Below are 25,324 nucleotides of genomic sequence, written 5' to 3' on the forward strand. Positions count from 1 at the left end.
CTTCATTATGCAAACGAAGTCTCACGTTACGGAACATTACGACTCAGTTCCTGATAACAGCATAGCTCAAGGGCGAAGAGTCGCCACATTCGCAACACATTGATTTCATGAATAATTAGAGCGCGCTCCCCGCAGGCGACCACTGCTGTGATAAATGAAGTGTTTTTCCATCAGTGACGGTGACGACGATTTTTACCGTGTCTCCCGCAGTAATAGTTAAACGCAGGCGCATTAAATCAATCGGCTGATTAGCGGGAATAAAAAATATATTTTGCTGCCGCGAAGTACTTTGCCCACTCTGCCCTTTCCGCAAAGCGACAATCTGAACCTGACAATCACACGATTCCGCCAAAATGACCTGCGGAATAATGGTGGTGATATTTCCCTGCTGTGACGTTTTAAAGGTTATCTGGCTGGAAAGTGCGGCAAGGAGAATTAAGGTATTCATGATGAACTCCCGAAAAAAAAACAGGGCATCAGCCCTGTTTTTTTGTAGCACAGATTTCAGTATCAGTACTGATGCGCTGTCGCGTGGTTACCAAAGCCGATCTGGCTAATGTTCAGAACGGAATTTCTGGCATCAGTCTGCAGCGCCAGCGCGGAGTTACCGCCACCATTCTGATAAATATTCAGGGTTGAATTTGGACCACTGTATCCGCCCTGGCCATGACCGTGTCCATGACCCCATCCACCCTGATTAATCATACCCGCCATAGCACTACCAGAAACGACGATTGCTGCAAGTGCTGCCACTTTGATAAATTTCATGGTAAACCCCCATCGGATTGATTAACGTCGCCGCGAAATAACTAGCGCTGGATAACGCGAATTGCCATTTGCGACTGTTTCTGCACTACAACTGCGGTTTTCTGCGTACCGTACTGCGTAATATTTGCTCTGTTACCCGACCCTTTCTGGATAATTTTCGCACTATTACCATATCCATCTTGCGTAATACCTGCATCGTTCCCGTTACCGCTCTGATCGATCCAGGCAATATTGTAAGTCCCTGATTGATCAACTCTCGCTCTGTTGCCTGCCCCGTCCTGGGAAACGACGGATAAGAGTCTCGAACCTTCCTGGTGAATTTGAGCGTCATTAAATACGCCCTGTTGACCAATAATGGCTGCCTGATTTAATGATGAACGACTCAATTCATTAACCGCGAAATTATATTCAGCATTAGCCAAATCTGAATTAGCCGCGGTTACAAATCCAGGCGCACCCAGTAATGTAAACATCATAAATAACGTTGTGTTTTTCATGTTGTCACCCTGGACCCGCTACCTGAAAACACCATAATCATATTTCGCGTTAAACGACCCGTTTGTTTGTTAACGCGTCGTTACGGTGAAGAGTATGTCTGCGGAAACATTTTAAATATCTCACCCGCGCGGCTTATTTTTATTTTTCAGGTCACCACAAAGTTGTAATTTGCACCATAAAACACATTCCGAATGTTGGTTTTATTTTTTTATAGAATATGTATGCCTGACATGTTGTACAACGACGAGAAGGCTGTCCATGCCGCCTCCCGCGTTGTTTAAGCGTAACGGCAGGATGACATTTTTTTAGTGCGTGACACAAGGCGACTTTTCTTAAGCTGGAAAGCACAGAACGCCAGGACTTAGAAAGCATCAGTCACTCATACCTGAACAAAAACGACAGCGAATAATAAATATTCATAAATTTCAGCGCATTGAGAATATTTGTATGATTTTTAAAATCTGTGCATTGCTATTTACATGTACAACTTTCATATCAAATAACGACTTTAAAAATCCGCAATTTTCACAAATTAATATTGATTTTTACATCTTGTTACATGATTAACACTTGCTTTAAAATTCGTAAAAGCTAGATTGAAATTAGATGTACGAAATTGGTTTTATATTTACCTCCCTGCGGAGGTTATGTTCTGATTTTACACACAGCAGTGCAACATCTGTCAGTACTTCTGGCGCCCTCTTCTTTACGGGAGGGCAGCTGTCAGGTGCCAAAAATAAGTGGGGTTTCATCATGTATAATGAAGTCCATAGTTTACATGGTCATACATTACTGTTGATCACAAAACCTTCTCTGCAAGCGACAGCGTTATTACAACATTTAAAGCAATCTTTATCACTGAACGGAAAATTGCATAATATTCAACGTTCTTTTGATGATATTGCGCCTGGCAGCATCATTCTGTTTGATATGATGGAAGCCGATAAAAAGCTTATCCATTACTGGCAAGATAACTTAAGCAGGAAAAACAATAATATCCGGGTGTTATTATTGAATACGCCTGACGAATACCCTTTCAGAGATATTGAAAGCTGGCCGCATATCAATGGCGTGTTCTACGTCACTGAAGAAGAAGTTCGGGTGGTGGATGGTCTGCAAGGCATACTGCGCGGCGAGTGCTATTTCTCGCAAAAGCTCGCCAGCTACCTCATCACGCACTCCGGAAATTACCGCTATAACAGTTCGGAATCCGCACTGCTCACGCACCGTGAGAAAGAGATCCTGAACAAACTACGCATTGGTGCTTCAAATATTGAAATCGCCCGTTCGTTATTTATCAGCGAAAATACGGTAAAGACGCACCTTTATAACCTTTTCAAGAAGATAGCTGTTAAAAACCGAACTCAGGCTGTTTCATGGGCAAACGATAACCTCAGGCGTTAAACACATGAAGCGCACGTTGAGTTGGATCGCCGCAGCGAGTTTCCTGCTCGCTGCAGGGAACCTTCAGGCCGTTGAGGTCGAAGTTCCCGGATTGTTAACTGACCACACCGTCTCATCGATCGGGCACAGTTTTTATCGGGCCTTCAGCGATAAATGGGACAGTAGCTATACGGGTAATTTAACAATCAACGAGCGGCCCAGTGCACGTTGGGGAAGCTGGATAACTATAACGACCAATCAGGACGTTATTTATCAGACCTTTTTATTCCCGACGAAAATAGACTTCGATAAAAACGTAGCCTTAGCACTGGCTCAAACTGAAGACGCTATTAATCGCCTGCAAATAGATAAAGCGCTATTAAGCACCAGCGATTTAGCAAAAGACGAGTTCTAGCGAACCGATATGCGGAGGCTGTCATGCGTATTGCATATGCAGTTGTTTCGATCATGCTTATTGCTCCCCTGAGCTGGGCCGGAAATATGACCTTCCAGTTCCGTAACCCTAACTTTGGCGGTAACCCCAACAACGGCGCCTTCCTGCTGAATGAGGCCCAGGCGCAAAACTCCTATAAAGATCCGAGTTATAAGGACTTTACCGTTGATACCCCTTCCGCACTGGATAACTTCACCCAGGCCATCCAGTCGCAGATTTTGGGAGGCTTACTGACCAACATTAATACCGGCAAGCCCGGGCGAATGATGACCAACGACTTTATTGTCGACATCGCCAACAGGGACGGGCAGCTTCAGTTGAACGTGACCGATCGTAAAACCGGTAAAACCTCCACCATTGAAGTTTCCGGTCTGCAAAATAATTCAACTGACTTTTAAACAATAGCTAAATAAGGACAACGATCATGCAGCGCTTCCTGATATTTGTTGCAGTGTGCTTATTGAGCGGTTGTTTAACTGCTCCGCCTAAAGAAGCTGCAAAACCCACATTAATGCCGCGGGCCCAGAGTTATCGTGATTTAACCCATTTGCCTTCACCTACGGGCAAGATATTTGTCTCGGTATACAACATTCAGGATGAAACCGGGCAATTTAAGCCTTACCCGGCAAGTAACTTCTCCACCGCGGTGCCGCAAAGCGCCACCGCCATGCTGGTGACTGCACTTAAAGATTCGCACTGGTTTATTCCGCTGGAACGCCAGGGATTGCAAAACCTGTTAAATGAACGAAAAATTATTCGTGCCGCGCAGGAGAATGGCACCGTCGCGGACAATAACCGCACGCCTCTGCAGTCTCTGGCGGCGGCAAACGTGATGATTGAAGGGTCGATTATCGGCTACGAGAGCAACGTGAAATCGGGCGGCGTGGGGGCTCGCTACTTCGGTATCGGCGCAGATACCCAATACCAGCTCGACCAAATTGCGGTTAACCTGCGCGTCGTTAACGTTAGCACCGGTGAAGTGCTCTCTTCGGTCAACACCAGCAAAACGATATTGTCTTATGAAGTTCAGGCCGGGGTATTCCGCTTCATCGATTACCAGCGCCTGCTGGAGGGTGAAATTGGTTACACCTCTAATGAACCGGTCATGATGTGTCTGATGTCAGCCATCGAAACCGGCGTGATCTTCTTAATCAACGATGGAATCGAGCGCGGACTGTGGGATCTGCAAAACAAAGCAGACGTGCAGAACCCGATCCTGGTGAAATACCGTGATATGTCGGTGCCTCCGGAATCCTGACAGGAAGCGCATAAAAAAGGCGAGATGATTATCTCGCCTTTTTTTATTCACTCACCGCGGTGATGTTTTGCGTTTTTTCTCGTCGCGCCGCCAGCCAAAGACCGCTGTTCTTCATCGCATAGCCAAACAGCAAGCCCAGCGCCAGGGAAGGAACCACCAGCTTCCAGTCCCCCTGCCCGGCAAAGGTCGCGCAGGCTCCCATAAAGGTACCCGGTACAAACGACAGCAGAAGATGCTTCGCCTGGATGCACATCAGGAAGGCGACGACACCCGTCATGACGTACCCCAGTATCTCAAGATGCGGCGCCAGCGCGCTGCTCTTCATGATAACCAGCGCCCAGATAACGCCGCTCATCAGGGTGCACCCCGAGATAAAGAGTCCTTTCAGCCCGCCCTGCGGGCAGGCGAAATAGGCCGTGCAGCCCAGAAAGCCAGCCCAGCTTAACAAACCGAGAGACACCGCCACCCATCCCCAAATGCCGGAGAGAATGCCCGTCGTAATCGCAATACAAAGTAATATGTTCATGGCGCGCATCTTAGCAGAAGCGCGCCATGGAAATGAGATCAGAAGCACATTACGTGCAAGTTGAAATGTATCGTTGCAGATTTTTTGTGACTTAAATCACTCTTCGTTCTCTTCTTCCAACTCGTCCCACATTGCTGCGATGGCGTCACGCGTCAGCGGGGCCAGCGTTCGCCAGAACGGAGAGGTGGCGTGCGCTTCAACTTTGCCAAGGAAGGTTCCCACCCACGGCAGCAGGTACGTCTCGAAGAGAGTCTCGATGGCTTCATTTTCATCGTCACCAGCGTTGTCTTCGATCCAGGACGCGGCCAGCAGCAGCGTACCGATATGATCGGCTGGGGTATCGCTCAGCGGCATCCCACGCGCGGAGAGGAATGCACGCACTTCCGCTTCGGTTGCCCCTTCCTGCCAGGCAGAACGATACGGCGATACGCGGCACTCTTCCCCCACGAACAGCGCGTTATAATCCGTTGAGATCTGCTGCATATCGCAGCTTTTCTGCAGGCGTTCCAGTAACTCATCCTGTTCCAGCGGCCAGTTCTGCGCCAGCTTACCTTCGCGAATCAGCGTAAACAGCGGAACCAGCAGCGGGTCCTGCGGCTGGCGGTAGTATAAAGAACCCAGCACGCGGCAAAGGATGGAGAATTCATTCATTGTTTTATTCCGTTATTCAATTAAAGATCGGCAAATTCATCAATCGGCGTCATGCCGCGCGATTCAAGGAAGTCGAGCATACGACGCGGCGTGACGTTCAGGATCTGCGCTTCGGGGAAATCGACGTCCTGCAGTATTTTCAGGCACTCGCTAAAATCCCCCAGCGTGAAGGCCGTGTGCGAATCCGAGCCCAGCGCCACCATACCACCGGCATCCCGCACGGCGGCAGCGACTTCACGACAGTTGGCTTCACTGCCTTTACGCGAGTGCACGAACGAGGAGTTATTAATCTCCAGCGCCACGCGGTGTTTCGCCGCGGCCTGCGCTACGGCCTGAATATCAATCGGGTACTTCGGGTTGCCCGGGTGGCTGATGATGTGCACGTTGCCGCTGGCAATAGTGGCAATCATCGCCGCGGTATTGGTCTCTTTATCCTGCGGCGGGAAAACCGGCTCATGGAAACCGGCGAGGATCAGATCTAACGAGGTCAGCATCGGGCCGGTGCAGTCGATTTCACCGTCGGTATTTTTGATGTTCGCCTCAATGCCGCGCAGTATCCCAATGCCGTCCACCAGACGTGGCCAGATACGCATATTCACAAAATGCCAGTAGTGCGGCGCATCCGCCATATCCGGACCGTGATCGGTGATCGCGAACAGCTTGATGCCCTTAAGCTTCGCCTGGGCGATATAATCATGGAGGTTGCTATACGCGTGGGTGCTGGCGACGGTGTGCATATGCAGGTCAACGGGATACATCTTTCTCTCCTCTGCGTTTTTTCCAAAGGATAGCAGTTATCAGCGGCGAATATTAGCAAAAACCCGGCGAACGCCGGGTTTCTCTCAGTAGCCGCGCTGTCGGTCGACCTGTCCGGTGACCGGGTTACCCTTCTCAAGTTCGCCAATGGTGTGGGAGATGTAAGCCACGGCCTCAGCCGGTCGCGTCACGGCGGCCACGTGCGGTGTCATGGCCACGCGCGGGTGTCGCCACAGCGGGCTTTCCTCCGGCAGCGGCTCACGGCTGTAGACATCCAGCATGGCCCCTTTTAGCTTGCCGCTGTCCAGCGCCTTCAGCAGATCGGCTTCAACCAGATGCACGCCGCGCGCCAGGTTCATCAGGTAGCTCTGATCGTCCAGCTGGTTGAGCAGTCCTTCATTGATAATACCCACCGTTTCCGCCGTGTTTGGCAGCAGGTTGATCAGCACACGTGTGCCGTTCAGAAAGGCCGGAAGCTCATCCGTTCCGGCAAAGCTCTCTACGCCAGGATAATCTTTGCGGCTGCGGCTCCAGCAGCGCAGCGGGAAGCACCACGGCGCGAGCGCTTCTGCCACTTTCGAACCCAGCACGCCCGCGCCGAGGATACCAACGGTAAACGCTTCGCGGGGATATTCTGGCAGCGGCTCCCAGTGAGATTGCTGTTTAAACGCCTGATAGTCATCAAAGCGGCGGAACCAGTGCAGAACCTGGCTGACGGCATATTCCTGCATTTGCTGGCCCATACCGGTATCTTCGAGGCGGAACAGGGGAATATCTTCCGGCAGCATTTCGGGGTGTGCTTTCAGCTTGCTCAGAATGGAATCCACGCCGGCTCCGAGCGCGAACACGGCCTTCAGCTTACGGCCCTGGAGCATTTCTACCGGCGGATGCCAGACCAGCGCGTAGTCAGCATGTTCGTTATCGCCCCGCTTCCACTCACGAACGCGAGCGCCCGGCAGAGCCGCAGAAAGTGCTTTAATCCAGTAAGCCGTATCAAAAGTGGGGTGATAGAAGAGTATATCCATAGTCAATCCTGCCTTTTCTTGCGCTGTTTTGTTTTCATTTTCAACCGGATTGCCAGCATAACAAATTTCTCAGGAAGCCGTGCTGCTGATAAAAGAGGCGCTTTTCGCACATTTCGGAATCATGTTGCCTGAAGTTTGTCTAAACGCGCTAAATTACTGAAAAAGTGGGTTGACGGCAGTTCGGCTTTTCCTTACATTAGCGCCCGTCCCGACAACAACGGGATGACAATATGGTGAGGTGTCCGAGTGGCTGAAGGAGCACGCCTGGAAAGTGTGTATACGGCAACGTATCGGGGGTTCGAATCCCCCCCTCACCGCCATATTCAAGTTGAGAGCTCGTACGAAAGTACGGGCTTTTTTCTTTTATATTCTCCGTAAGGGGGGATTCGAACTTTGCAGCCTCTGCGGTAAATGTGTCGGGTGGCGCTGCGCTTACCCGACCTACAAAGAATTTACTCCTCCACCATCCGCGCATATTCTTCGGTAAGAAAATCCACCAGCGTTCTGACGGACGGCAGCAAACCTCGCCTGGAGGGATAAACAGCGTGAATCACTTCCCGTCGGGGTTCCCATGCGTCCAGCACCCGTACCAGTTCCCCTGATGCCAGCTGATCCTTGACCATTAAAATCGGCAGCTGCACCACGCCCACCCCCGCCATCGCCGCTTCACGCAGCGCCAGCATGTCGGTGGTAATAAAGCGCGGCGCGTAATGAATCGCGGCTTTCGCCCCCTCAGGCCCGCTCAGCTCCCATCTGTGCAGTTGCTTTCCCACCCCCATGCTCAAACCCGGCCATTCACTCAGTTCAGAGGGCACGGCAGGGTTGCCCATCCGCTCAATCAGCGCAGGGCTCGCCACAAGACAGTGCCCTCTGTCTGCCAGCACCCTTAACACCAGATCGCTGTCGTCAAACGGACGTGGACGCACGCGGATCGCCACGTCGATGCCCTCACCCACCAGATCAACCCGCCGGTTGGTGGCTTCAAGCTGAAGATTGATCCCCGGATAGCGCGCCATAAACCGCGCCAGCATGGGCCCAACGTGCACGTGCAGCAAGGTGACGGGACAGGTGATCCTGACCACGCCGCGCGGCTCAGCCTGCAACGCCGCCACTGCCTCTTCCGCCGCCTCGGCCTCTACCAGCATCGCCTTGCAGTGCTGATAGAAGGTCTGCCCCACCTCCGTCACCGTAAACTGCCGGGTGGTACGCTGGATCAACCGCACGCCAAGGCGCTCTTCCAGCTGGGCAATCCGGCGGCTCAGTTTTGACTTAGGCTGATCGAGCGCCCGTCCTGCCGCCGCAAACCCGCCATGGTCCACCACCTTCACAAACCACGCGAAATCATTGAGATCCTGCATACGCCCTCATCGTTCCATTTTCAGAACAGTGAATGTCATTTTCACTATCTACCGGGATATTAACTCTGAATATAAGCTAATTACATCAACAGAACATCAGGAGTTAATCATGAAAAACGTAACAGGCGTTTATACCGCACCTCGTCCGCACTGGGTCGGTGACGGTTTTCCGGTTCGTTCGATGTTTTCGTACCAGACGCACGGCGAGCCGCTGAGCCCGTTTCTGCTGCTGGACTATGCCGGGCCGTACACCTTCCCGGCGGACGGCGCGAAACGCGGCGTGGGCGAGCATCCTCATCGCGGCTTTGAAACGGTCACTATCGTCTACTCCGGCGAAGTGGAGCATCGCGACTCCACCGGCAGAGGCGGCGTCATCGGCCCCGGCGATGTCCAGTGGATGACCGCGGGCGCGGGCATCCTGCACGAGGAGTTTCACTCCAGCGCCTTCGCACAGAAAGGCGGCGAACTGAAAATGATGCAGCTGTGGGTCAACCTGCCCGCCAGGGACAAAATGGCGACGCCCGGTTACCAGAGCATCACCAAAGCCGATATCCCGGTGGTCACGCTGCCGGATAACAGCGGCACGCTGCGGGTCATCGCTGGCCGTTTTGAGGATGTGACGGGCCCGGCCCATACCTTCTCACCGCTGAACGTGTGGGATCTGTCGCTGCACCAGGGCAGCCATCTGACGCTGAATCAGCCCGAAGGCTGGAGCACGGCGCTGGTAGTACTTGAGGGCAGCGTTACGGTCAACGGCAGCACGCCAGCGGGTGAAGCGCAGCTGGTCGTGCTGAGTCAGAGCGGCGACAGGCTGCATCTGGAAGCGAACAGCGACGCGAAAGTGCTGCTGATGGCCGGTGAGCCGCTGAATGAACCCATTGTGGGCTACGGCCCGTTTGTGATGAACAGTAAAACCGAGATCGCCGAGGCTATTCGCTATTTCAACTCCGGCCGCTTTGGCCAGATCTAAACGTAATAAAGGAGCGCAATATGTCTACCCCTGCAAACTTCAACGGTGCACGTCCCGTCATTGACGTAAATGATGCTGTCATGCTGCTTATCGACCACCAGAGCGGGCTGTTCCAGACCGTCGGCGACATGCCCATGCCGGAGCTGCGCGCCCGTGCGGCGGCGCTGGCAAAGATCGCCACGCTGGCGAAGATCCCGGTGATCACCACCGCCTCCGTTCCACAGGGACCGAACGGCCCGCTTATCCCGGAGATCCACGCCAACGCACCGCATGCGCAGTATGTGGCCCGCAAAGGTGAAATCAACGCCTGGGATAACCCGGAATTCGTGGCGGCGGTGAAAGCCACGGGCCGTAAAACGCTGATTATCGCGGGCACGATCACCAGCGTCTGCATGGCCTTCCCGTCCATCAGCGCGGTGGCGGACGGGTATAAAGTGTTTGCGGTGATTGATGCTTCCGGCACCTACAGCAAAATGGCGCAGGAGATCACCCTGGCGCGCGTGGTTCAGGCCGGTGTGGTACCGATGGATACCGCTGCGGTGGCCTCTGAGATCCAGCGAACCTGGAACCGTGAAGATGCGGGTGAATGGGCTGAGGTATACACCCACATCTTCCCGGCTTACCAGCTGCTGATCGAAAGCTACGGCAAAGCGCAGGAAGTGGTGAAAAACAGCGAAGTGCTCGATTCACAGCGTTAATCCTCCGCTGTGCGGCATAAGCTGATTAAGGCTTAACCGAACAAGCACGAATGCAGAAAATCTGCTTGACCGCTTTCGCGCAACTCCCTATAGTAGCGCCCCGTTGCCCCCCAAGCGGTCAGGCAGCAAAACAATATGGTGAGGTGTCCGAGTGGCTGAAGGAGCACGCCTGGAAAGTGTGTATACGGCAACGTATCGGGGGTTCGAATCCCCCCCTCACCGCCATATTTAAAGAAGAGCTCGCATGAAAATGCGGGCTTTTTTTTCGCATGTTGCACGCCTGTGGGGGGATGAGAACCCCCGACCGGGGTTCGACAACTGGCGCAGCCAGTTGGACAGACTGAGAGCGCAGCGAACAGGCTGCCCGCAGGGCGAGCGAAGCGAGTCAATCCCCCCCTCACCGCCATATTTAAGATGAGAGCTCGTACGAAAGTACGGGCTTTTTTCTTTTATATTCTTCGTAAGGGGGGGGATGAGAACCCCCGACCGGGGTTCGACAACTGGCGCAGCCAGTTGGACAGACTGAGAGCGAAGCGAACAGGCTGCCCGTAGGGCGAGCGAAGCGAGTCAATCCCCCCCGGTGCGACACGAGCTACCTCACCTACTAAAAAAGAAAGCCCGTACAAAAGCACGGGCCTTCTTATTCTATTCCTCAGCTACTCAACTTCCCTGCCGGCTGCTTTCCTTCGGGAGATGAAACCTGCCCAGGATTAGCAATATTCTCATCCCTACGCTCCTCCAGCCAGTAATCCGCATTTTTAATCCCCAGCCGAATGGGGTCAAACTGTGGATCCAGCCCCTGCGCGTTCTGAATTTCATAATCCTTCAGGCTGGCAAACGCTTTTTTATGCAGCAGAACAATGGCAATAATGTTGAGCCATGCCATCAGCCCTACGCCAATATCCCCAAGGCCCCAGGCCAGATCCGCGGTACGAACCGTGCCATACACCGTCGAAGCCATCAGACATAACTTAAGCAGGAAGGTCAGCCACGGGCGGTGAATTTTACGGTTGATGTAGGCGATATTCGTTTCAGCGATGTAGTAATAAGCAATGATCGTGGTGAAGGCAAAGAAGAACAGCGCAATGGCAACAAAGTAATTACCAAAGCCCGGCATCATACTTTCCATCGCCGTCTGGACATAGCCCGGCCCCGCGGCCACGCCTGCAATCCCGGTATACAGCGCCGCGCCGTCGACGCCCTGCACGTTATACAACCCGGTAATCAGCAGCATGAACCCTGTCGCGGAGCAGACAAACAGCGTATCAATGTAGACCGAGAATGCCTGAACCAGCCCCTGCTTCACCGGATGGCTCACCGCCGCCGCCGATGACGCGTGCGGTCCGGTTCCCTGCGCCGCCTCGTTGGAATAAACCCCGCGCTTAACGCCCCACATAATTGCCTGACCGAGGATGGCGCCAAAGCCTGCTTCCAGGCCGAATGCACTTTTCCAGATCAGCAGAATCACTGAAGGGAGTTGGTTAATATTAATGGCGATAATAACGCAGGCGACAATAATATAGCCGAGAGCCATAAATGGCACCACCATGCTGCTAAAACTGGCGATCCTTTTCACACCACCGAAAATAATAAAACTTAACAGCACCGCAAGTAATGCCGCCGTGACGTTCGGACTCAGACCAAAGGCAATATCCAGGCTCGCACCAATCGAGTTTGCCTGTACGCCCGGAAGTAATAACCCGCAGGAGAAAATAGTCACAATCGCAAATAACCATGCGTACCACTTCACCCCTAACCCTTTTTCAATATAAAAGGCAGGACCACCGCGATATTCCCCGTTTATTTTTTCTTTATAAACCTGACCAAGAGTAGATTCGACAAATGCTGAACTAGCGCCTAAAAACGCCACTATCCACATCCAGAAAAGCGCGCCCGGCCCGCCAAAGGTAATTGCCGTAGCCACACCGGCGATATTCCCTGTCCCCACGCGGCCTGCCAGCGTCATCGTCAGCGCCTGAAACGACGATACGCCTGCATCGGTAGGACGCCCCTGGAACATCAGGGTAATCATATGTTTCATGTGACGTAATTGCAGAAAGCGACTACGAAGTGAGAAATAGAGGCCAACACCCAGACATAAAAATATTAACGCAGGACTCCAGATTACTCCATTAATAGCACCAACCAGTTCGTTCATGTGTGACCCTCAGCGTGATGTTTCGGGGAAACGGATCCCCTGTTGTGTTTCTTCTTAGAATTTTGTGCGAACAAGTACGAAACATAGATAACTCCCCTGAAGACACCAACTTAATTTTTACTTCGTAGTAATGTTCTGTGACAACATTCACGTTTAATTTTTAACTAACAATTAGCGCGATCATTATATTCATAGATATTTTGTGGGTATTATAAACACATGTCACACTTCTACCACTCAAATAAAAACCAGCCGAATATAAATAAATAATCGAAATGATTAATTATGAATAACAGGTGAGGTATGCAAAGAATAAATAACGCTTCCCGGCATAACGCCGGGAAGAAATGGCTTAAAAAGAATGATCTTAATCGGAATACACTTCCAGCGTCCGTTGACACAGCGCTGAACGCACACAGTCCTCTTTGGTGAAACGTACCACCCCAATCATCTCATCTTCCTCAAAACGTGACATCGCGTCGCTCAACCCGGACTTCACGCCGGATGGCAGGTCACACTGGGTAATATCGCCGTTAACGATAACCGTCACGTTCTCCCCGAGGCGCGTTAAGAACATCTTCATTTGCGCAGCGGTCACGTTCTGAGCCTCGTCAAGAATGACGACCGCATTTTCAAATGTACGTCCGCGCATATAGGCGAACGGCGCGATTTCCACCTTGCCAATCTCTGGTCGCAGGCAGTACTGCATAAAGGATGCACCCAGTCGCTTCACCAGCACGTCATAGACGGGCCTGAAGTACGGAGCAAACTTCTCCGAAATATCCCCGGGCAGGAAACCGAGATCTTCATCAGCTTGCAGTACAGGACGGGTAACAATAATGCGTTCCACGTCCTTATGGATCAGCGCTTCCGCCGCTTTGGCCGCACTGATCCAGGTTTTACCGCATCCGGCTTCACCGGTTGCAAAGATGAGCTGTTTACTCTCGATAGCATTCAGGTAGTGCGCCTGAGCCTCATTGCGAGCCACAATTGGAGAATTATCACGGCTGTCTCGGGCCATGCCAATTGCTTCTACGCCACTCATCTGCACAAGCGAGGTGACCGATTCTTCTTCACGCTGTTTATGGCTACGTGAATCCCGTCTCAGCACACGTTTTGCTTCGCGACGAGCTTTGATCACTGCTTTTTGTCTTCCCATGGATAGCACCTTGAGTTGTTGGTATTCATCACACGCGCCAGCTTCGGCACGATTATGCGCACGAACATCAGAGGGTTGGCTTCCTTGTAAGCCATTGCTTGCTTTATCGGATGACAATACGGAACGGCTACGCGCACCGTTCTGCACGTCGGTCGAATCAGATTCTTGAGGTGTGGGGGAGAATTTAGTGGTGAGGAAATCGCTGCCGGAGTCTGAGCCTCCGCGCCGGGTGCTGCGGTTGTTATGTTTACCTTGTCCAGTACAGGACGCAACCATTCGCGATCTCCATAGTGATTCAGCATCACTGCCGGGAACTACCGCTGTCTTATCTTAAGTACATCAGGAGTTATCATAAATGCAACATTTATTTTACCTGAATGCAACTTTTAAGACTACTCCTGCAGCGGAATCAGTCTCATATATGAATATTACAGAAATATAACAACAAGATAGTCATATGAAAAAATAATGTCCCCGCGAACTATCGCAGGGACAATTATCAGGCTTCGATCAGCCCTTGTGCGAGGTACGCGTTCCGGTCGCGCGGGCCAGGCAGAGCAAAGAAATAGCCGCCGCCGATAGGTTTTATATACTCTTCCAGCGCTTCGCCGTTCAGCCGCTTCTGCACGGTCAGGAAGCCTTTCTCCAGATCGTGCTGATAGCAGACGAACAGCAGCCCCATATCAAGCTGGCCGGAGTTGGTCACGCCCAGCGAATAGCTGTAGCCACGGCGCATCATCAGGCTGGACTGCGTCTCTTTGGTGCGCGGGTTGGCAAGGCGAATATGGCTGTCGAGCGCGATAACGTCGCCATCCGGATCGCTCGCGTAGTCAGGCACGTCATGCTCGTGCTTCATCCCCAGCGGCGCCCCGCTCTGCTTGTCGCGGCCAAAAATGGTCTGCTGCTCTTTAAGCGGCGTGCGGTCCCAGAACTCCACGTGGAACTGGATAATGCGCACCGCCTGATAGCTGCCGCCCACCGCCCACGCCGGTTCGTCCTGGTTCGCCGTCACCCACACCACGTCTTTCATCAACGCCGCATCGCTGCTGTCCGGGTTGGCCGTACCGTCCTTAAAGCCCAGCAGGTTTACCGGCGTCTCTTTGCCTTTGCTGCGCGCGGCGTGATCGGAGATAAACCCTTCCCGCTTCCAGCGCACGCTCAGCAGATCCGGCGTATGTTTGATGATATCGCGCAGGGCGTGGATCACCGTGTCCTGGGTATTGGCGCAAATCTGCAGGAGCAGATCGCCGTGGCACAGCGCCGCGTCGAGGGAGTCATTCGGGAAGCGCGTCATTTTCTGCAGCGCTTTCGGCTTCTGTTTTGCCAGGCCGTAGCGCTCATCAAACAGCGACTCGCCCACCGAGACGGTAATGGTCAGGTTATCCGGGGCGATAAACGCCCCGAGGATACCGGAATCCATCGGCGGCAGGCGCGGGTTCGGCGTCTCCGGTGCCGGACCGCCCGCGGTAAGAAACGCGATGCGCGTCGTCAGCAGGCGGAACAGACGCTCCAGATCCGCCTTATCGCTGGCCAGCGAATCAAAGGCCACCAGCATCATGGAAGCCTGCTGTGGCGTCAGAATACCCGCCTGGTGCTCCCCGTAAAACGGCTGCGTCTCCATGCGGGCATCCGGCGACAGCGTGCCGGGCGCGCTTTGCGGTTTTGCCGCGTGCGCCACCGGGCAGCCACCGGCCAGGGCAAGCGCGCCGCCCAGCGCCCCTACCCCTTTTAGCAAACGACGTCGGGAAGGTTCCGCCACGTCGTACTCGTCGTGCTTGTTCATCGTGCTTAGTCCAGACCCAGAACGCCACGCAGCAGGGAGAGATCTTCCGCCAGGGTGGTAATCGGGCCTTTCAGCGCGTTACGGTCGGCGTCGGTTAGCTTGTCATAAGTTTCGAAACCGTCTTTAGTGCGATACTTCGCCAGGATGGTGTCGACTTTTTTGAAGTTGGCATCCACTTTCGCCAGCAGTTCGCCGTTCTCTTTTTGCAACTGAGGACGCAGCAGATCGACAATCTTCTGTGCGCCGTCGACGTTAGCCTGGAAGTCCCACAGGTCGGTGTGACTGTAGCGATCCTCTTCACCGCTGATTTTGCTGGCAGCCACTTCTTCAATCAGACCGGCCGCGCCGCCCACCACCTTCGACGGCGGGAAGGCCAGCTCGCTGATGCGCTTTTGCAGCTCCAGCACGTCGGTGTTCAGCTGCCCGGCGTATTTCTCCATCCCTTTGGTGGAGTTATCACCAAACAGTGCTTTTTCCAGACGGTGGAAGCCGGTGAATTTCGGATCGGCGGCCTTCTGCTCGTAGTCGTCTTCACGGGCATCAATGCTGCCATCAAGGTCAGAGAACAGCTCGGCAATCGGTTCGATGCGCTCGTAATGCTGACGAGTTGGCGCGTACAGGGATTTCGCTTTCTCGATATCGCCCGCTTTCACCGCGTCGGTAAAAGCTTTGGTGCCCGCGACCAGGTCCGCCGTCTCTTTGGTGACGTAGGCTTTATAGGCGGTGATGGCCTCACCCAGGCTCAGCAGGGCATCGCCCTTCGCGGCATCCTTCGTGGCGTCGCCCTTCACGATCAGCTTGCCTTTCGGATTGGTCAGCAGCCCGCAGGTCATGTCGTATTCACCCGGCTGCAGGTTGGCGGTCATCTTCTGGCTGAAGCCCGGCGCGATATTCTCGCGCTCTTCCACCACCATCACGCCTTTAAGGATCTCCCACTCCAGCGCCTTCTGGCTGTGGTTCTGAATGATAAACTGGGTTTTGCCGCTGTTAACCGTGATGGTCATCGGCTCACACTGCTTATCGTTAACGGTGACTTTTACTTGCGGAATATCTGCCGCCTGAGCGGTGAAAGTAGAAGCGAACAGCGCGGCAATGCCTGCGCATAACGCATTACGACGGAACTGAATTGCCATGACTCTTCCCTTAAAAAGTATGTTGTAACTAAAGCGATAATTATGGCGCGACGCGCGACGCCTGCGAGCCGGTACGCGGCGGCATCGCGAACAGCACCAGCGCCGGAACCAGATAGATAAAGTACATCGCCACTTCGCTGACGCTTGGCGTTTCCTGGTAGCCGAAGATGCCTTCGAGCAGGGTGCCGGTCAGAGAATGGGTGGAGAGAACGTGGCTGAGATCGAACGCCACGTCCTGGAAGTGGTTCCACAGGCCCGCCTCGTGGAAGGCGCGGATCGCCCCTGCCGCCAGCCCTGCCGCCACCAGCAGAATAAACAGGCTGGTCCACTTGAAGAACGCGCCGAGGTTAAGACGAATGCCGCCCCAGTAAAGCAGAAAGCCCAGCACCACCGCGGTTGCCAGCCCGAGCATAGCGCCAACCGGCGGCCAGATGCCGACATCCTGTTGAAACGCCGCCAGCAGGAAGAAAACAGACTCCAGGCCTTCACGCGCGACGGCGAAAAAGACCATCAGGATCAGCGCCCAGCCGTGATGGTTGCCTTTTTGCAGGGCGTTATCCACCGCCTGCTCCAGCTGCACCTTCACGTTGCGGGAAACTTTGCGCATCCAGAAGACCATCCACGTCAGTATGAATACCGCAATCGCGGCGACGATACCTTCAAACAGCTCCTGCTCTTTCTGGGGGAATTCGCCGGTGGTTTCATTGATGAGAATACCCAGCCCCAGGCAGAGCGCCGCGGCAAGGAAGACGCCAACCCACATCACGCCAATCCAGCGCCCGCGCTGGGTACGCTTCAGATAGCTGGCGATAAGGCTGACAATCAGGGCCGCTTCAAGCCCTTCACGTAACATAATGAGAAATGGAACAAACATGCCGACACCTTAAATGTTTATCGCGGTCAACTGATGCAAAGAAAGGTAAATTCTTGTGATAGTGATTATCATTACGGCGAAAAGAAACACAAGCGAAATGTGTGGTGATTTGATGACGAGTTGTAACCGCATCGCAGGATAATAATTCCAATCGTTACGATTGCATTTATAAGTTATAACGAAAATGCCCATTTACGGTTAATCAACGCTGTGGCTAAATGTCCGCCTCGAAAACCAACCGAAAATAAACCATGTTTAAGATTGTCCATTTCCTGCTGGCGCTGGTGATTATTCTTGCGCTCGCCTGGCTGGTAAGTTTCGACCGCCGAAAAATTCGCATTCGTTATGTTTTACAGCTGATTGTTATTGAAATTGCTCTGGCATTCTTTTTCCTGCACGCAGAAAGCGGCCTGTTTATTATTAAATACGTCTCCGGTTTCTTTGAATCGCTGCTTAAATTCGCCTCTGAAGGGACAAATTTCGTCTTTGGCGGCATGGGTGAAAAAGGACTGGCGTTCATTTTCCTTGGCGTGCTGTGCCCGATAATTTTTATTTCCGCGCTGATTGGTATTCTCCAGCACTGGCGAATTTTGCCGATATTTATTCGGATTATCGGAACGCTGCTGTCAAAACTGAACGGCATGGGCAAGCTGGAATCCTTTAATGCGGTAAGTTCGCTGATCCTCGGCCAGTCGGAAAACTTCATTGCCTACAAGGGCGTGCTGGGGGATCTCTCCTCGCGTCGTCTGTTCACCATGGCCGCAACCGCCATGTCGACGGTCTCCCTGTCGATTGTCGGGGCCTATATGACCATGCTGGACGCCAAATTTGTCGTCGCGGCGCTGATCCTGAACATGTTCAGCACCTTTATTATTCTCTCGGTCATTAACCCGGTGCGTCCGGAAGCGGAGCCGGATATCAGGCTGGAAAAGCTGCACGAATCCCAGAGCTTCTTCGAAATGCTGGGCGAGTATATTCTGGCCGGTTTTAAGGTGGCGATGATTATTCTGGCGATGCTGATTGGCTTTATCGCCCTTATTAGCGCCGTTAACGCCCTCTTCTCCAGCGTATTCGGCATGAGCTTCCAGCAGATTTTAGGCTATGTGTTTTATCCGCTGGCGTGGCTTATTGGTATTCCGCTGAGCGATGCCCTGAATGCGGGCAGCATTATGGCAACCAAGCTGGTAGCGAATGAATTTGTGGCGATGATTGAGCTGCAAAAAATCGCTCATCAGATGTCACCGCGCGGGCTGGGCATTTTGTCCGTCTTCCTGGTATCGTTCGCGAACTTCGCGTCCATCGGCATTGTGGCCGGGGCGATTAAGGGTCTGAACGAGCAGCAGGGGAACGTGGTGTCGCGGTTTGGTCTGCGCCTAGTGTACGGCGCGACGCTGGTGAGCCTGCTGTCGGCGAGCTTTGCGGGATTAGTGTTGTAAATTGCTTTGCTACAAAATAATAACGGCGGGATTTCCCGCCGTTTTTATTAAAACTGCACACACACCGGCTGGTCGACGCGCATCACCGACTCCTGCGCGAAGCGTGATTTATAAATCCCGCGTAACGCTTCGATATTTGTTTCACTCTGCGCGTCTTTACCGTGGATCAGCATCAACGCTTTGCTGGGCTCACGCGCCACTTTCCCGTCGTTCCCCAGCCACTGCCCGCGCGCATCAAATACCGTTAAGCCATCGCGAAAGCGCGGCGTCACGTCCTGGTCAACAAACTGCTGCCACTCGTTGCTGGTGATCTGCGCCCCGGCAGGGCGATTCAAGCCAAAATAGAGCGTGGTCTGCTGCATCTGGTTATCCGCTTTGCAGGTCTCTACCGCCGCGCGCTGCGTGGGAGCGTTACAACCCGCCAGAAGCATTAATGCTGCCACCATTAACCCTGTTTTAATCATCATTTATCATCTCGAACTGGTGAACGGTCTGTCCCCTCTCCCCTTTGGGGAGAGGGTTAGGGTGAGGGGGGTATATTTTTACTCTGCCTGAAGCTTAGTCGGCGGCGCAGTGTGGTAATGCGCGTCCGCTTCCGCAAAGCGCTTCTGCATAGAGGCAGACGGGGCTTTACCCAGCAGGCTGAACACCACAATGCCGATGCTGCCGAAGATGAAGCCCGGAATGATTTCGTACAGGCCCAGCCACGCGAACTGTTTCCAGACGATGACGGTCACCGCACCGATGATCATCCCCGCCAGCGCGCCGTTACGGGTCATGCGTGACCACATGACGGAGAACAGCACCACCGGACCAAACGCCGCACCAAAGCCCGCCCACGCGTAGCTCACCAGGCCCAGCACGCGGTTTTCCGGGTTGGCCGCCAGCGCAATCGCCACCAGCGCCACCACCAGCACCATAAAGCGCCCTACCCACACCAGCTCTTTCTGGCTCGCGTTTTTACGCAGGAAGGCTTTGTAGAGGTCTTCGGTGATCGCACTGGAGCACACCAGCAGCTGGCAGCTCAGGGTGGACATTACCGCCGCCAGGATCGCGGAGAGCAGGATACCGGCAATCCACGGGTTGAACAGGATCTGCGCCAGCTCGATGAACACGCGCTCGGCGTTCTGGTTCACCGCGCCCGCCTGAGCCGGGTTGTTGTTGAAGTAGGCGATACCGAAGAAGCCGACCGCACACGCGCCCGCCAGACACAGAATCATCCACGTCATACTGATGCGACGCGCGTGAACGATGGTGTGGTGAGAGTCCGCCGCCATAAAGCGCGCCAGAATGTGCGGCTGACCGAAGTAGCCCAGGCCCCAGCCCATCAGGGAGACGATGGCTACGAAGTTCAGCCCTTTCAGCATGTCGACGTTTTCAATGCTCTTCTGCTTAATCACTTCCAGCGATTCGCCAAAGCCGCCGACGGTGAAAATCACAATCACCGGGGTCAGGATCAGGGCGAAAATCATCAGGCTCGCCTGCACGGTGTCGGTCCAGCTTACCGCCAGGAACCCGCCCACGAAGGTATAGAGGATGGTTGCTGCGGCACCGGCCCACAGGGCGGTTTCGTAGCTCATGCCGAAGGTGCTTTCGAACAGGCGCGCACCGGCCACGATGCCGGAGGCACAGTAGATGGTGAAGAACAGCAGGATAACCACTGCGGAGATAATGCGCAGAATGCGGCTGTTATCTTCAAAGCGTCCGGTGAAGTAGTCCGGCAGCGTCAGGGCATTGTTGTTGGCTTCGGTGTGCACGCGCAGACGGCCTGCCACCAGCTTCCAGTTGATCCACGCGCCCACGGTCAGGCCGATGGCGATCCAGCTTTCGGAAATACCGGAGATGAAAATCGCGCCCGGCAGCCCCATCAGCAGCCAGCCGCTCATGTCGGATGCGCCCGCAGAGAGCGCGGTGACCATCGGGCCTAAACTGCGGCCGCCCAGAATGTAGTCGTCAAAGTTCTTTGTCGAACGCCATGCCAAAAACCCTATCAGGATCATGCCAAAAATATAAACGAGAAATGTCACCAGCATCGGTGTGCTAATAGCCATTCAAATTCTCCAAAATGTCGAGCGACAACCGTCCGGGTTGCCTTGTTATGTCATCACCGGAACGTAGTGATGTGTGTATGTGTTTCTGTTGGGCGCGCTATCCTGCCGTATACGCATCCCACTGACAAACGATTTAACACTGCATTTACATGAATTTCATCCCTGGTTTTATACGTCTTTCCTATAGGTTGCACTCGCTCACATTTATACGGGTTGCACCTTTGAAAAGTGTTAAGTACCGCATAAAACCAGGGTTCGCATGCAGAAGCCAGCGCTTTTTTCCAGCTAACCATTCGTTAACAATCCATTCATTTTCCAGCTTGCAAACCAGGTCACATTTAACACGGTTGCACAAAGTTGCAACATGGTGGATATTTCACGCTATCAACAGAACGCTATTACAGAACAACAGGAGTTTTGGCATGGGGATGACCACCATGGGGGTTAAGCTGGATGACGCAACCCGCGAACGGATTAAGACCGCAGCAACCCGCATTGACCGCACACCGCACTGGCTAATCAAGCAGGCCATTTTTAACTATCTGGAAAGGCTGGAGAGCGAAGACGGCCTGCCGGAGCTGCCTGCCCTGCTGGCGGGTGCAGCGAACGAAAGCGAAGACGCCGCGACGGCGGTGGAAGAGAACCACCAGCCGTTCCTCGAATTTGCCGAGCAGATCCTGCCGCAGTCCGTCAGCCGCGCCGCCATTACCGGGGCTTACCGCCGCGCCGAAACCGACGCCGTGCCGATGCTGCTGGAGCAGGCCCGCCTGCCGGAAGCCATTGCCGCCCAGGCGCACAGCCTGGCGTATCAGTTAGCCGACAAGCTGCGCAACCAGAAAACCGCCACCGGCCGCGCCGGGATGGTGCAGGGCCTGCTGCAGGAGTTCTCCCTCTCCTCACAGGAAGGGGTGGCGCTGATGTGCCTGGCGGAAGCGCTGCTGCGTATTCCGGATAAAGCCACCCGCGACGCGCTGATCCGCGACAAGATCAGCAACGGCAACTGGCACTCCCACATTGGCCGCAGCCCGTCGCTGTTCGTCAACGCCGCCACCTGGGGTCTGCTATTTACCGGCAAGCTGGTCTCCACCCATAACGAAGCCAACCTGTCACGCTCCCTGAACCGCATCATCGGCAAGAGCGGCGAGCCGCTGATCCGCAAGGGCGTGGACATGGCGATGCGCCTGATGGGCGAGCAGTTCGTCACCGGGGAGACCATTGCCGAAGCGCTGGCGAACGCCCGCAAGCTGGAAGATAAAGGTTTCCGCTACTCTTACGACATGCTGGGCGAAGCGGCGCTGACCGCCGCCGACGCACAGGCCTATATGGTCTCTTACCAGCAGGCGATCCACGCCATCGGTAAAGCCTCCAACGGTCGCGGTATTTATGAAGGCCCGGGCATCTCTATTAAGCTCTCCGCCCTGCACCCGCGCTACAGCCGCGCACAGTACGACCGCGTAATGGAAGAGCTTTATCCGCGCCTGAAGTCCCTGACCCTGCTGGCACGCCAGTATGACATCGGCATTAACATCGACGCCGAAGAAGCCGATCGTCTGGAGATCTCTCTCGATCTGCTGGAAAAACTGTGCTTCGAGCCGGAGCTGGCGGGCTGGAACGGCATTGGCTTCGTCATCCAGGCCTACCAGAAGCGCTGTCCGTTCGTCATTGACTACCTGATCGACCTGGCGAGCCGCAGCCGCCGTCGCCTGATGATCCGCCTGGTGAAGGGTGCCTACTGGGACAGCGAAATCAAACGCGCCCAGATGGAAGGGCTGGAAGGCTATCCGGTCTATACCCGCAAGGTTTACACCGACGTCTCTTACCTCGCCTGCGCGAAAAAGCTGCTCGGCGTGCCGAACCTGATTTATCCGCAGTTCGCGACCCACAACGCCCACACCCTGGCGGCGATTTACAGCCTGGCGGGTCAGAACTACTATCCGGGCCAGTACGAGTTCCAGTGCCTGCACGGCATGGGTGAACCGCTTTACGAGCAGGTCACCGGTAAAGTGGCGGACGGCAAGCTGAACCGCCCTTGCCGCATCTATGCCCCGGTGGGAACCCACGAAACCCTGCTGGCGTACCTGGTGCGTCGTCTGCTGGAAAACGGCGCGAATACCTCCTTCGTTAACCGCATCGCCGATACCACCCTGCCGCTGGACGAGCTGGTGGCCGACCCGGTGCAGGCCGTAGAGAAGATGGCGGCGCAGGAAGGCCAGATTGGCCTGCCGCATCCGAAGATTGCCCTGCCGCGCGAACTGTATGGCGAAGGCCGCGTCAATTCAGCCGGTCTGGATCTGGCCAACGAACACCGTCTGGCGTCCCTCTCCTCTGCCCTGCTCAACAGCGCATTGCAGAAGTGGCAGGCCAAACCGATTCTGGAACAGTCCGTCGAGGACGGCGAGATGCAGCCTGTGATCAACCCGGCAGAGCCGAAGGATATCGTTGGCTACGTGCGTGAAGCGACCGAAGCGGAAGTGGACCAGGCGCTGGAGAGCGCGGTGAACAACGCGCCAATCTGGTTCGCCACCCCACCGCAGGAGCGCGCCGCCATTCTGGAACGCGCGGCGGTGCTGATGGAAGATCAGATGCAGTCGCTCATCGGCATTCTGGTGCGCGAAGCGGGTAAAACCTTCAGCAATGCCATCGCCGAAGTGCGCGAGGCCGTCGACTTCCTGCACTACTATGCCGGTCAGGTGCGCGATGACTTTGATAACGAAACCCACCGTCCGCTCGGCCCGGTGGTCTGTATCAGCCCGTGGAACTTCCCGCTGGCGATCTTCACCGGCCAGATTGCCGCCGCCCTTGCCGCTGGCAACAGCGTGCTGGCAAAACCAGCAGAGCAGACCCCGCTGATTGCCGCCCAGGGCATCAACATTCTTCTGGAGGCAGGCATACCTGCGGGCGTGGTCCAGCTGCTGCCGGGCCGCGGTGAAACGGTCGGCGCGAAACTGACCTCTGATAACCGCGTGCGCGGCGTGATGTTTACCGGTTCGACCGAAGTGGCCTCTCTGCTGCAGCGCAATATCGCCACCCGTCTGGATGCGCAGGGTCGTCCTACCCCGCTCATCGCCGAAACCGGCGGCATGAACGCCATGATCGTTGACTCCTCCGCGCTGACCGAGCAGGTGGTGGTCGACGTGCTGGCCTCCGCCTTTGACAGCGCCGGTCAGCGCTGCTCCGCCCTGCGCGTGCTGTGCCTGCAGGACGACGTGGCAGACCACACGCTGAAGATGTTGCGCGGCGCAATGGCCGAATGCCGCATGGGCAACCCGGGCCGTCTCACCACCGACATCGGGCCGGTGATCGACGCGGAAGCCAAAGCCAACATTGAACATCACATTCAGACCATGCGCGCCAAAGGCCGTCCAGTGTTCCAGGCGGTGCGCGAGAACAGCGAAGATGCCCGCGAGTGGCAGACCGGCACCTTCGTGTCGCCTACGCTGATTGAGCTGGCAAGCTTCGACGAGCTGAAAAAAGAGGTCTTCGGTCCGGTACTGCACGTGGTGCGCTACAACCGTAACAACCTGAACGAGCTTATCGATCAGATCAACGCCTCCGGCTACGGCCTGACGCTCGGCGTGCATACCCGTATCGACGAGACCATTGCGCAGGTCACCGGCACGGCCAGGGTCGGCAACCTGTACGTCAACCGCAACATGGTGGGCGCGGTCGTGGGCGTGCAGCCGTTCGGCGGTGAAGGCCTCTCCGGCACCGGTCCGAAAGCGGGCGGCCCGCTCTACCTGTACCGTCTGCTGGCGAACCGTCCGGAGAACGCCCTGGGCGTGACCCTGGCGCGTCAGGACGCACACTATCCGGTGGATACGCAGGTGAAAACCGTACTGACCCAGCCGCTGGAGGCGCTGATCGCCTGGGCGGAAAAACGTCCTGAGCTGCGTGCGGTTGCCCGGCAGTACGGCGAGCTGGCACAGGCCGGTACCCAGCGTCTGCTGCCGGGGCCAACCGGCGAGCGCAACACCTGGACGCTGATGCCGCGCGAGCGCGTGCTGTGCGTGGCGGATAACGAGCAGGACGCGCTGGTGCAGCTGGCCGCGGCGATGGCAACCGGTTGTGAAGTGCTGTGGCCGGAAGATGCGCTGCATCGCGACCTCGCCAAACAGCTGCCGAAAGCGGTCTCGGCCCGCATTCGCTTTGCGAAGGCCGATGCCCTGCTGACTCAGCCGTTTGACGCGGTGATTTACCACGGTGATTCCGACCAGTTGCGCGAACTGTGCGAGCAGGTAGCGGCCCGCAGCGGCGCGATTGTTTCGGTGCAGGGCTTTGCGCGCGGGGAAACCAACCTGCTGCTGGAGCGTCTGTACGTGGAGCGCTCGCTCAGCGTCAACACCGCGGCGGCGGGCGGTAACGCCAGCCTGATGACAATCGGCTAA

The 25,324-nt window shown here is 55.0% G+C and carries 22 protein-coding genes, 2 tRNA genes, 2 other RNA genes and 1 pseudogene; 12 read left to right on the forward strand and 15 right to left on the reverse strand.

Annotated features, from left to right (window positions below; all coding sequences use genetic code 11):
- Positions 1–115 precede the first annotated feature (115 nt).
- From csgC to csgB, 3 genes and pseudogenes are all read right to left on the reverse strand, one after another.
- Positions 116–448 (reverse strand): curli assembly chaperone CsgC, encoded by a 333-nt coding sequence (gene csgC / locus D5066_RS01850; protein ID WP_119915030.1) that lies wholly within the window; start codon positions 446–448, stop codon positions 116–118.
- 68 nt (positions 449–516) lie between these two features.
- Positions 517–768: pseudogene (locus tag D5066_RS01855) on the reverse strand (curli major subunit CsgA); the annotation flags it as partial.
- A gap of 41 nt (positions 769–809) precedes the next feature.
- A complete protein-coding gene (gene csgB, locus D5066_RS01860; RefSeq protein ID WP_119914865.1) occupies positions 810–1,265 on the reverse strand; it encodes a curli minor subunit CsgB in 456 nt (151 codons plus the stop codon).
- A gap of 754 nt (positions 1,266–2,019) precedes the next feature.
- Here csgB and csgD point away from each other — a divergent pair.
- From csgD to csgG, 4 genes are read left to right on the forward strand one after another with little or no spacing between them, the layout of a single operon-like run.
- Positions 2,020–2,670 (forward strand): biofilm master transcriptional regulator CsgD, encoded by a 651-nt coding sequence (csgD, locus tag D5066_RS01865; protein ID WP_028012677.1) that lies wholly within the window; start codon positions 2,020–2,022, stop codon positions 2,668–2,670.
- Positions 2,671–2,674: 4 nt separating this feature from the next.
- On the forward strand, positions 2,675–3,064 hold the full coding sequence (gene csgE / locus D5066_RS01870) for a curli production assembly/transport protein CsgE (RefSeq protein WP_080327572.1): 390 nt from the start codon (positions 2,675–2,677) through the stop codon (positions 3,062–3,064).
- 23 nt (positions 3,065–3,087) lie between these two features.
- A complete protein-coding gene (gene csgF / locus D5066_RS01875; RefSeq protein ID WP_080327573.1) occupies positions 3,088–3,501 on the forward strand; it encodes a curli production assembly/transport protein CsgF in 414 nt (137 codons plus the stop codon).
- A 26-nt stretch (positions 3,502–3,527) separates the two neighbouring features.
- The gene (gene csgG, locus D5066_RS01880) at positions 3,528–4,361 is read left to right on the forward strand and encodes a curli production assembly/transport protein CsgG (protein WP_119914866.1); all 834 of its coding nucleotides are present in this window, start codon (positions 3,528–3,530) and stop codon (positions 4,359–4,361) included.
- Between the two features lie 43 nt (positions 4,362–4,404).
- Here the strand turns inward: csgG and D5066_RS01885 are convergent, their stop codons facing one another.
- The 4 genes from D5066_RS01885 to ghrA form a co-directional block, all read right to left on the reverse strand.
- Positions 4,405–4,887 carry a DUF1097 domain-containing protein gene (locus D5066_RS01885; RefSeq protein WP_133300898.1) on the reverse strand — a complete coding sequence of 161 codons (483 nt, stop codon included), beginning with the start codon at positions 4,885–4,887 and terminating at the stop codon, positions 4,405–4,407.
- A gap of 96 nt (positions 4,888–4,983) precedes the next feature.
- Positions 4,984–5,538: a TorD/DmsD family molecular chaperone gene (locus D5066_RS01890; RefSeq protein ID WP_080327575.1), complete on the reverse strand. Its 555-nt coding sequence runs from the start codon at positions 5,536–5,538 to the stop codon at positions 4,984–4,986.
- 20 nt (positions 5,539–5,558) lie between these two features.
- The gene (locus D5066_RS01895; protein ID WP_119914868.1) at positions 5,559–6,296 is read right to left on the reverse strand and encodes a phosphatase; all 738 of its coding nucleotides are present in this window, start codon (positions 6,294–6,296) and stop codon (positions 5,559–5,561) included.
- 84 nt (positions 6,297–6,380) lie between these two features.
- The gene (ghrA, locus tag D5066_RS01900) at positions 6,381–7,319 is read right to left on the reverse strand and encodes a glyoxylate/hydroxypyruvate reductase GhrA (RefSeq protein ID WP_119914869.1); all 939 of its coding nucleotides are present in this window, start codon (positions 7,317–7,319) and stop codon (positions 6,381–6,383) included.
- A 232-nt stretch (positions 7,320–7,551) separates the two neighbouring features.
- Here ghrA and D5066_RS01905 point away from each other — a divergent pair.
- A tRNA-Ser gene (locus D5066_RS01905) sits at positions 7,552–7,639 on the forward strand.
- Positions 7,640–7,771: 132 nt separating this feature from the next.
- On the opposite strand, the gene D5066_RS01910 is transcribed toward D5066_RS01905, so the two are convergent.
- On the reverse strand, positions 7,772–8,677 hold the full coding sequence (locus tag D5066_RS01910) for a LysR family transcriptional regulator (RefSeq protein ID WP_119914870.1): 906 nt from the start codon (positions 8,675–8,677) through the stop codon (positions 7,772–7,774).
- 109 nt (positions 8,678–8,786) lie between these two features.
- Here D5066_RS01910 and D5066_RS01915 point away from each other — a divergent pair, with 109 nt between their 5' ends.
- The 5 genes from D5066_RS01915 (at position 8,787) to D5066_RS01935 (ending at position 10,933) form a co-directional block, all read left to right on the forward strand.
- A complete protein-coding gene (locus D5066_RS01915) occupies positions 8,787–9,647 on the forward strand; it encodes a pirin family protein (RefSeq protein WP_119914871.1) in 861 nt (286 codons plus the stop codon).
- A 20-nt stretch (positions 9,648–9,667) separates the two neighbouring features.
- On the forward strand, positions 9,668–10,345 hold the full coding sequence (locus D5066_RS01920; protein WP_080327580.1) for an isochorismatase family protein: 678 nt from the start codon (positions 9,668–9,670) through the stop codon (positions 10,343–10,345).
- 137 nt (positions 10,346–10,482) lie between these two features.
- A tRNA-Ser gene (locus D5066_RS01925) sits at positions 10,483–10,570 on the forward strand.
- 44 nt (positions 10,571–10,614) lie between these two features.
- Positions 10,615–10,751: non-coding RNA, RtT sRNA (locus tag D5066_RS01930), on the forward strand.
- A 45-nt stretch (positions 10,752–10,796) separates the two neighbouring features.
- A non-coding RNA gene (locus D5066_RS01935) (RtT sRNA) lies at positions 10,797–10,933 on the forward strand.
- A 64-nt stretch (positions 10,934–10,997) separates the two neighbouring features.
- Here D5066_RS01935 and D5066_RS01940 read toward each other — a convergent pair.
- From D5066_RS01940 to efeU, 5 genes are all read right to left on the reverse strand, one after another.
- The gene (locus D5066_RS01940) at positions 10,998–12,503 is read right to left on the reverse strand and encodes an alanine/glycine:cation symporter family protein (protein WP_119914872.1); all 1,506 of its coding nucleotides are present in this window, start codon (positions 12,501–12,503) and stop codon (positions 10,998–11,000) included.
- A gap of 367 nt (positions 12,504–12,870) precedes the next feature.
- Entirely contained in the window at positions 12,871–13,662 is a 792-nt protein-coding gene (gene phoH / locus D5066_RS01945; RefSeq protein ID WP_173647354.1) for a phosphate starvation-inducible protein PhoH, read from the reverse strand.
- Between the two features lie 499 nt (positions 13,663–14,161).
- Positions 14,162–15,445, reverse strand: a complete 1,284-nt coding sequence (efeB, locus tag D5066_RS01950; RefSeq protein ID WP_119914873.1) for an iron uptake transporter deferrochelatase/peroxidase subunit — start codon at positions 15,443–15,445, stop codon at positions 14,162–14,164.
- 5 nt (positions 15,446–15,450) lie between these two features.
- Positions 15,451–16,578 (reverse strand): iron uptake system protein EfeO, encoded by a 1,128-nt coding sequence (gene efeO, locus D5066_RS01955; RefSeq protein WP_080327584.1) that lies wholly within the window; start codon positions 16,576–16,578, stop codon positions 15,451–15,453.
- Positions 16,579–16,618: 40 nt separating this feature from the next.
- Positions 16,619–17,452 carry an iron uptake transporter permease EfeU gene (efeU, locus tag D5066_RS01960; RefSeq protein ID WP_119914874.1) on the reverse strand — a complete coding sequence of 278 codons (834 nt, stop codon included), beginning with the start codon at positions 17,450–17,452 and terminating at the stop codon, positions 16,619–16,621.
- A 251-nt stretch (positions 17,453–17,703) separates the two neighbouring features.
- Between efeU and D5066_RS01970 the strand changes: the two genes are divergently transcribed.
- Positions 17,704–18,888 (forward strand): NupC/NupG family nucleoside CNT transporter, encoded by a 1,185-nt coding sequence (locus tag D5066_RS01970; protein WP_119914876.1) that lies wholly within the window; start codon positions 17,704–17,706, stop codon positions 18,886–18,888.
- A 47-nt stretch (positions 18,889–18,935) separates the two neighbouring features.
- Here the strand turns inward: D5066_RS01970 and D5066_RS01975 are convergent, their stop codons facing one another.
- Both D5066_RS01975 and putP read right to left on the reverse strand, forming a co-directional pair.
- Positions 18,936–19,355: a DUF3574 domain-containing protein gene (locus D5066_RS01975; RefSeq protein ID WP_119914877.1), complete on the reverse strand. Its 420-nt coding sequence runs from the start codon at positions 19,353–19,355 to the stop codon at positions 18,936–18,938.
- Positions 19,356–19,430: 75 nt separating this feature from the next.
- Positions 19,431–20,939: a sodium/proline symporter PutP gene (gene putP, locus D5066_RS01980; RefSeq protein WP_119914878.1), complete on the reverse strand. Its 1,509-nt coding sequence runs from the start codon at positions 20,937–20,939 to the stop codon at positions 19,431–19,433.
- A gap of 422 nt (positions 20,940–21,361) precedes the next feature.
- On the opposite strand from putP, the gene putA reads away from it, so the two are divergent.
- A complete protein-coding gene (putA, locus tag D5066_RS01985; protein ID WP_119914879.1) occupies positions 21,362–25,324 on the forward strand; it encodes a trifunctional transcriptional regulator/proline dehydrogenase/L-glutamate gamma-semialdehyde dehydrogenase in 3,963 nt (1,320 codons plus the stop codon).

This window comes from Enterobacter chuandaensis, assembly GCF_003594915.1.
Classification (GTDB): domain Bacteria; phylum Pseudomonadota; class Gammaproteobacteria; order Enterobacterales; family Enterobacteriaceae; genus Enterobacter; species Enterobacter chuandaensis.

Bases quoted from the DNA above. Each gene is read 5' to 3' on its own strand.
- efeB (WP_119914873.1), bottom strand. From the start codon at position 15,445: ATGAACAAGCACGACGAGTACGACGTGGCGGAACCTTCCCGACGTCGT.
- efeU (WP_119914874.1), bottom strand. From the start codon at position 17,452: ATGTTTGTTCCATTTCTCATTATGTTACGTGAAGGGCTTGAAGCGGCC.
- efeO (WP_080327584.1), bottom strand. From the start codon at position 16,578: ATGGCAATTCAGTTCCGTCGTAATGCGTTATGCGCAGGCATTGCCGCG.
- putA (WP_119914879.1), top strand. From the start codon at position 21,362: ATGGGGATGACCACCATGGGGGTTAAGCTGGATGACGCAACCCGCGAA.
- csgE (WP_080327572.1), top strand. From the start codon at position 2,675: ATGAAGCGCACGTTGAGTTGGATCGCCGCAGCGAGTTTCCTGCTCGCT.
- putP (WP_119914878.1), bottom strand. From the start codon at position 20,939: ATGGCTATTAGCACACCGATGCTGGTGACATTTCTCGTTTATATTTTT.
- D5066_RS01970 (WP_119914876.1), top strand. From the start codon at position 17,704: ATGTTTAAGATTGTCCATTTCCTGCTGGCGCTGGTGATTATTCTTGCG.
- csgF (WP_080327573.1), top strand. From the start codon at position 3,088: ATGCGTATTGCATATGCAGTTGTTTCGATCATGCTTATTGCTCCCCTG.
- csgC (WP_119915030.1), bottom strand. From the start codon at position 448: ATGAATACCTTAATTCTCCTTGCCGCACTTTCCAGCCAGATAACCTTT.
- phoH (WP_173647354.1), bottom strand. From the start codon at position 13,662: ATGGGAAGACAAAAAGCAGTGATCAAAGCTCGTCGCGAAGCAAAACGT.
- ghrA (WP_119914869.1), bottom strand. From the start codon at position 7,319: ATGGATATACTCTTCTATCACCCCACTTTTGATACGGCTTACTGGATT.
- D5066_RS01975 (WP_119914877.1), bottom strand. From the start codon at position 19,355: ATGATGATTAAAACAGGGTTAATGGTGGCAGCATTAATGCTTCTGGCG.
- csgG (WP_119914866.1), top strand. From the start codon at position 3,528: ATGCAGCGCTTCCTGATATTTGTTGCAGTGTGCTTATTGAGCGGTTGT.
- D5066_RS01915 (WP_119914871.1), top strand. From the start codon at position 8,787: ATGAAAAACGTAACAGGCGTTTATACCGCACCTCGTCCGCACTGGGTC.
- D5066_RS01885 (WP_133300898.1), bottom strand. From the start codon at position 4,887: ATGAACATATTACTTTGTATTGCGATTACGACGGGCATTCTCTCCGGC.
- D5066_RS01940 (WP_119914872.1), bottom strand. From the start codon at position 12,503: ATGAACGAACTGGTTGGTGCTATTAATGGAGTAATCTGGAGTCCTGCG.
- D5066_RS01895 (WP_119914868.1), bottom strand. From the start codon at position 6,296: ATGTATCCCGTTGACCTGCATATGCACACCGTCGCCAGCACCCACGCG.
- D5066_RS01890 (WP_080327575.1), bottom strand. From the start codon at position 5,538: ATGAATGAATTCTCCATCCTTTGCCGCGTGCTGGGTTCTTTATACTAC.
- D5066_RS01910 (WP_119914870.1), bottom strand. From the start codon at position 8,677: ATGCAGGATCTCAATGATTTCGCGTGGTTTGTGAAGGTGGTGGACCAT.
- csgD (WP_028012677.1), top strand. From the start codon at position 2,020: ATGTATAATGAAGTCCATAGTTTACATGGTCATACATTACTGTTGATC.
- D5066_RS01920 (WP_080327580.1), top strand. From the start codon at position 9,668: ATGTCTACCCCTGCAAACTTCAACGGTGCACGTCCCGTCATTGACGTA.
- csgB (WP_119914865.1), bottom strand. From the start codon at position 1,265: ATGAAAAACACAACGTTATTTATGATGTTTACATTACTGGGTGCGCCT.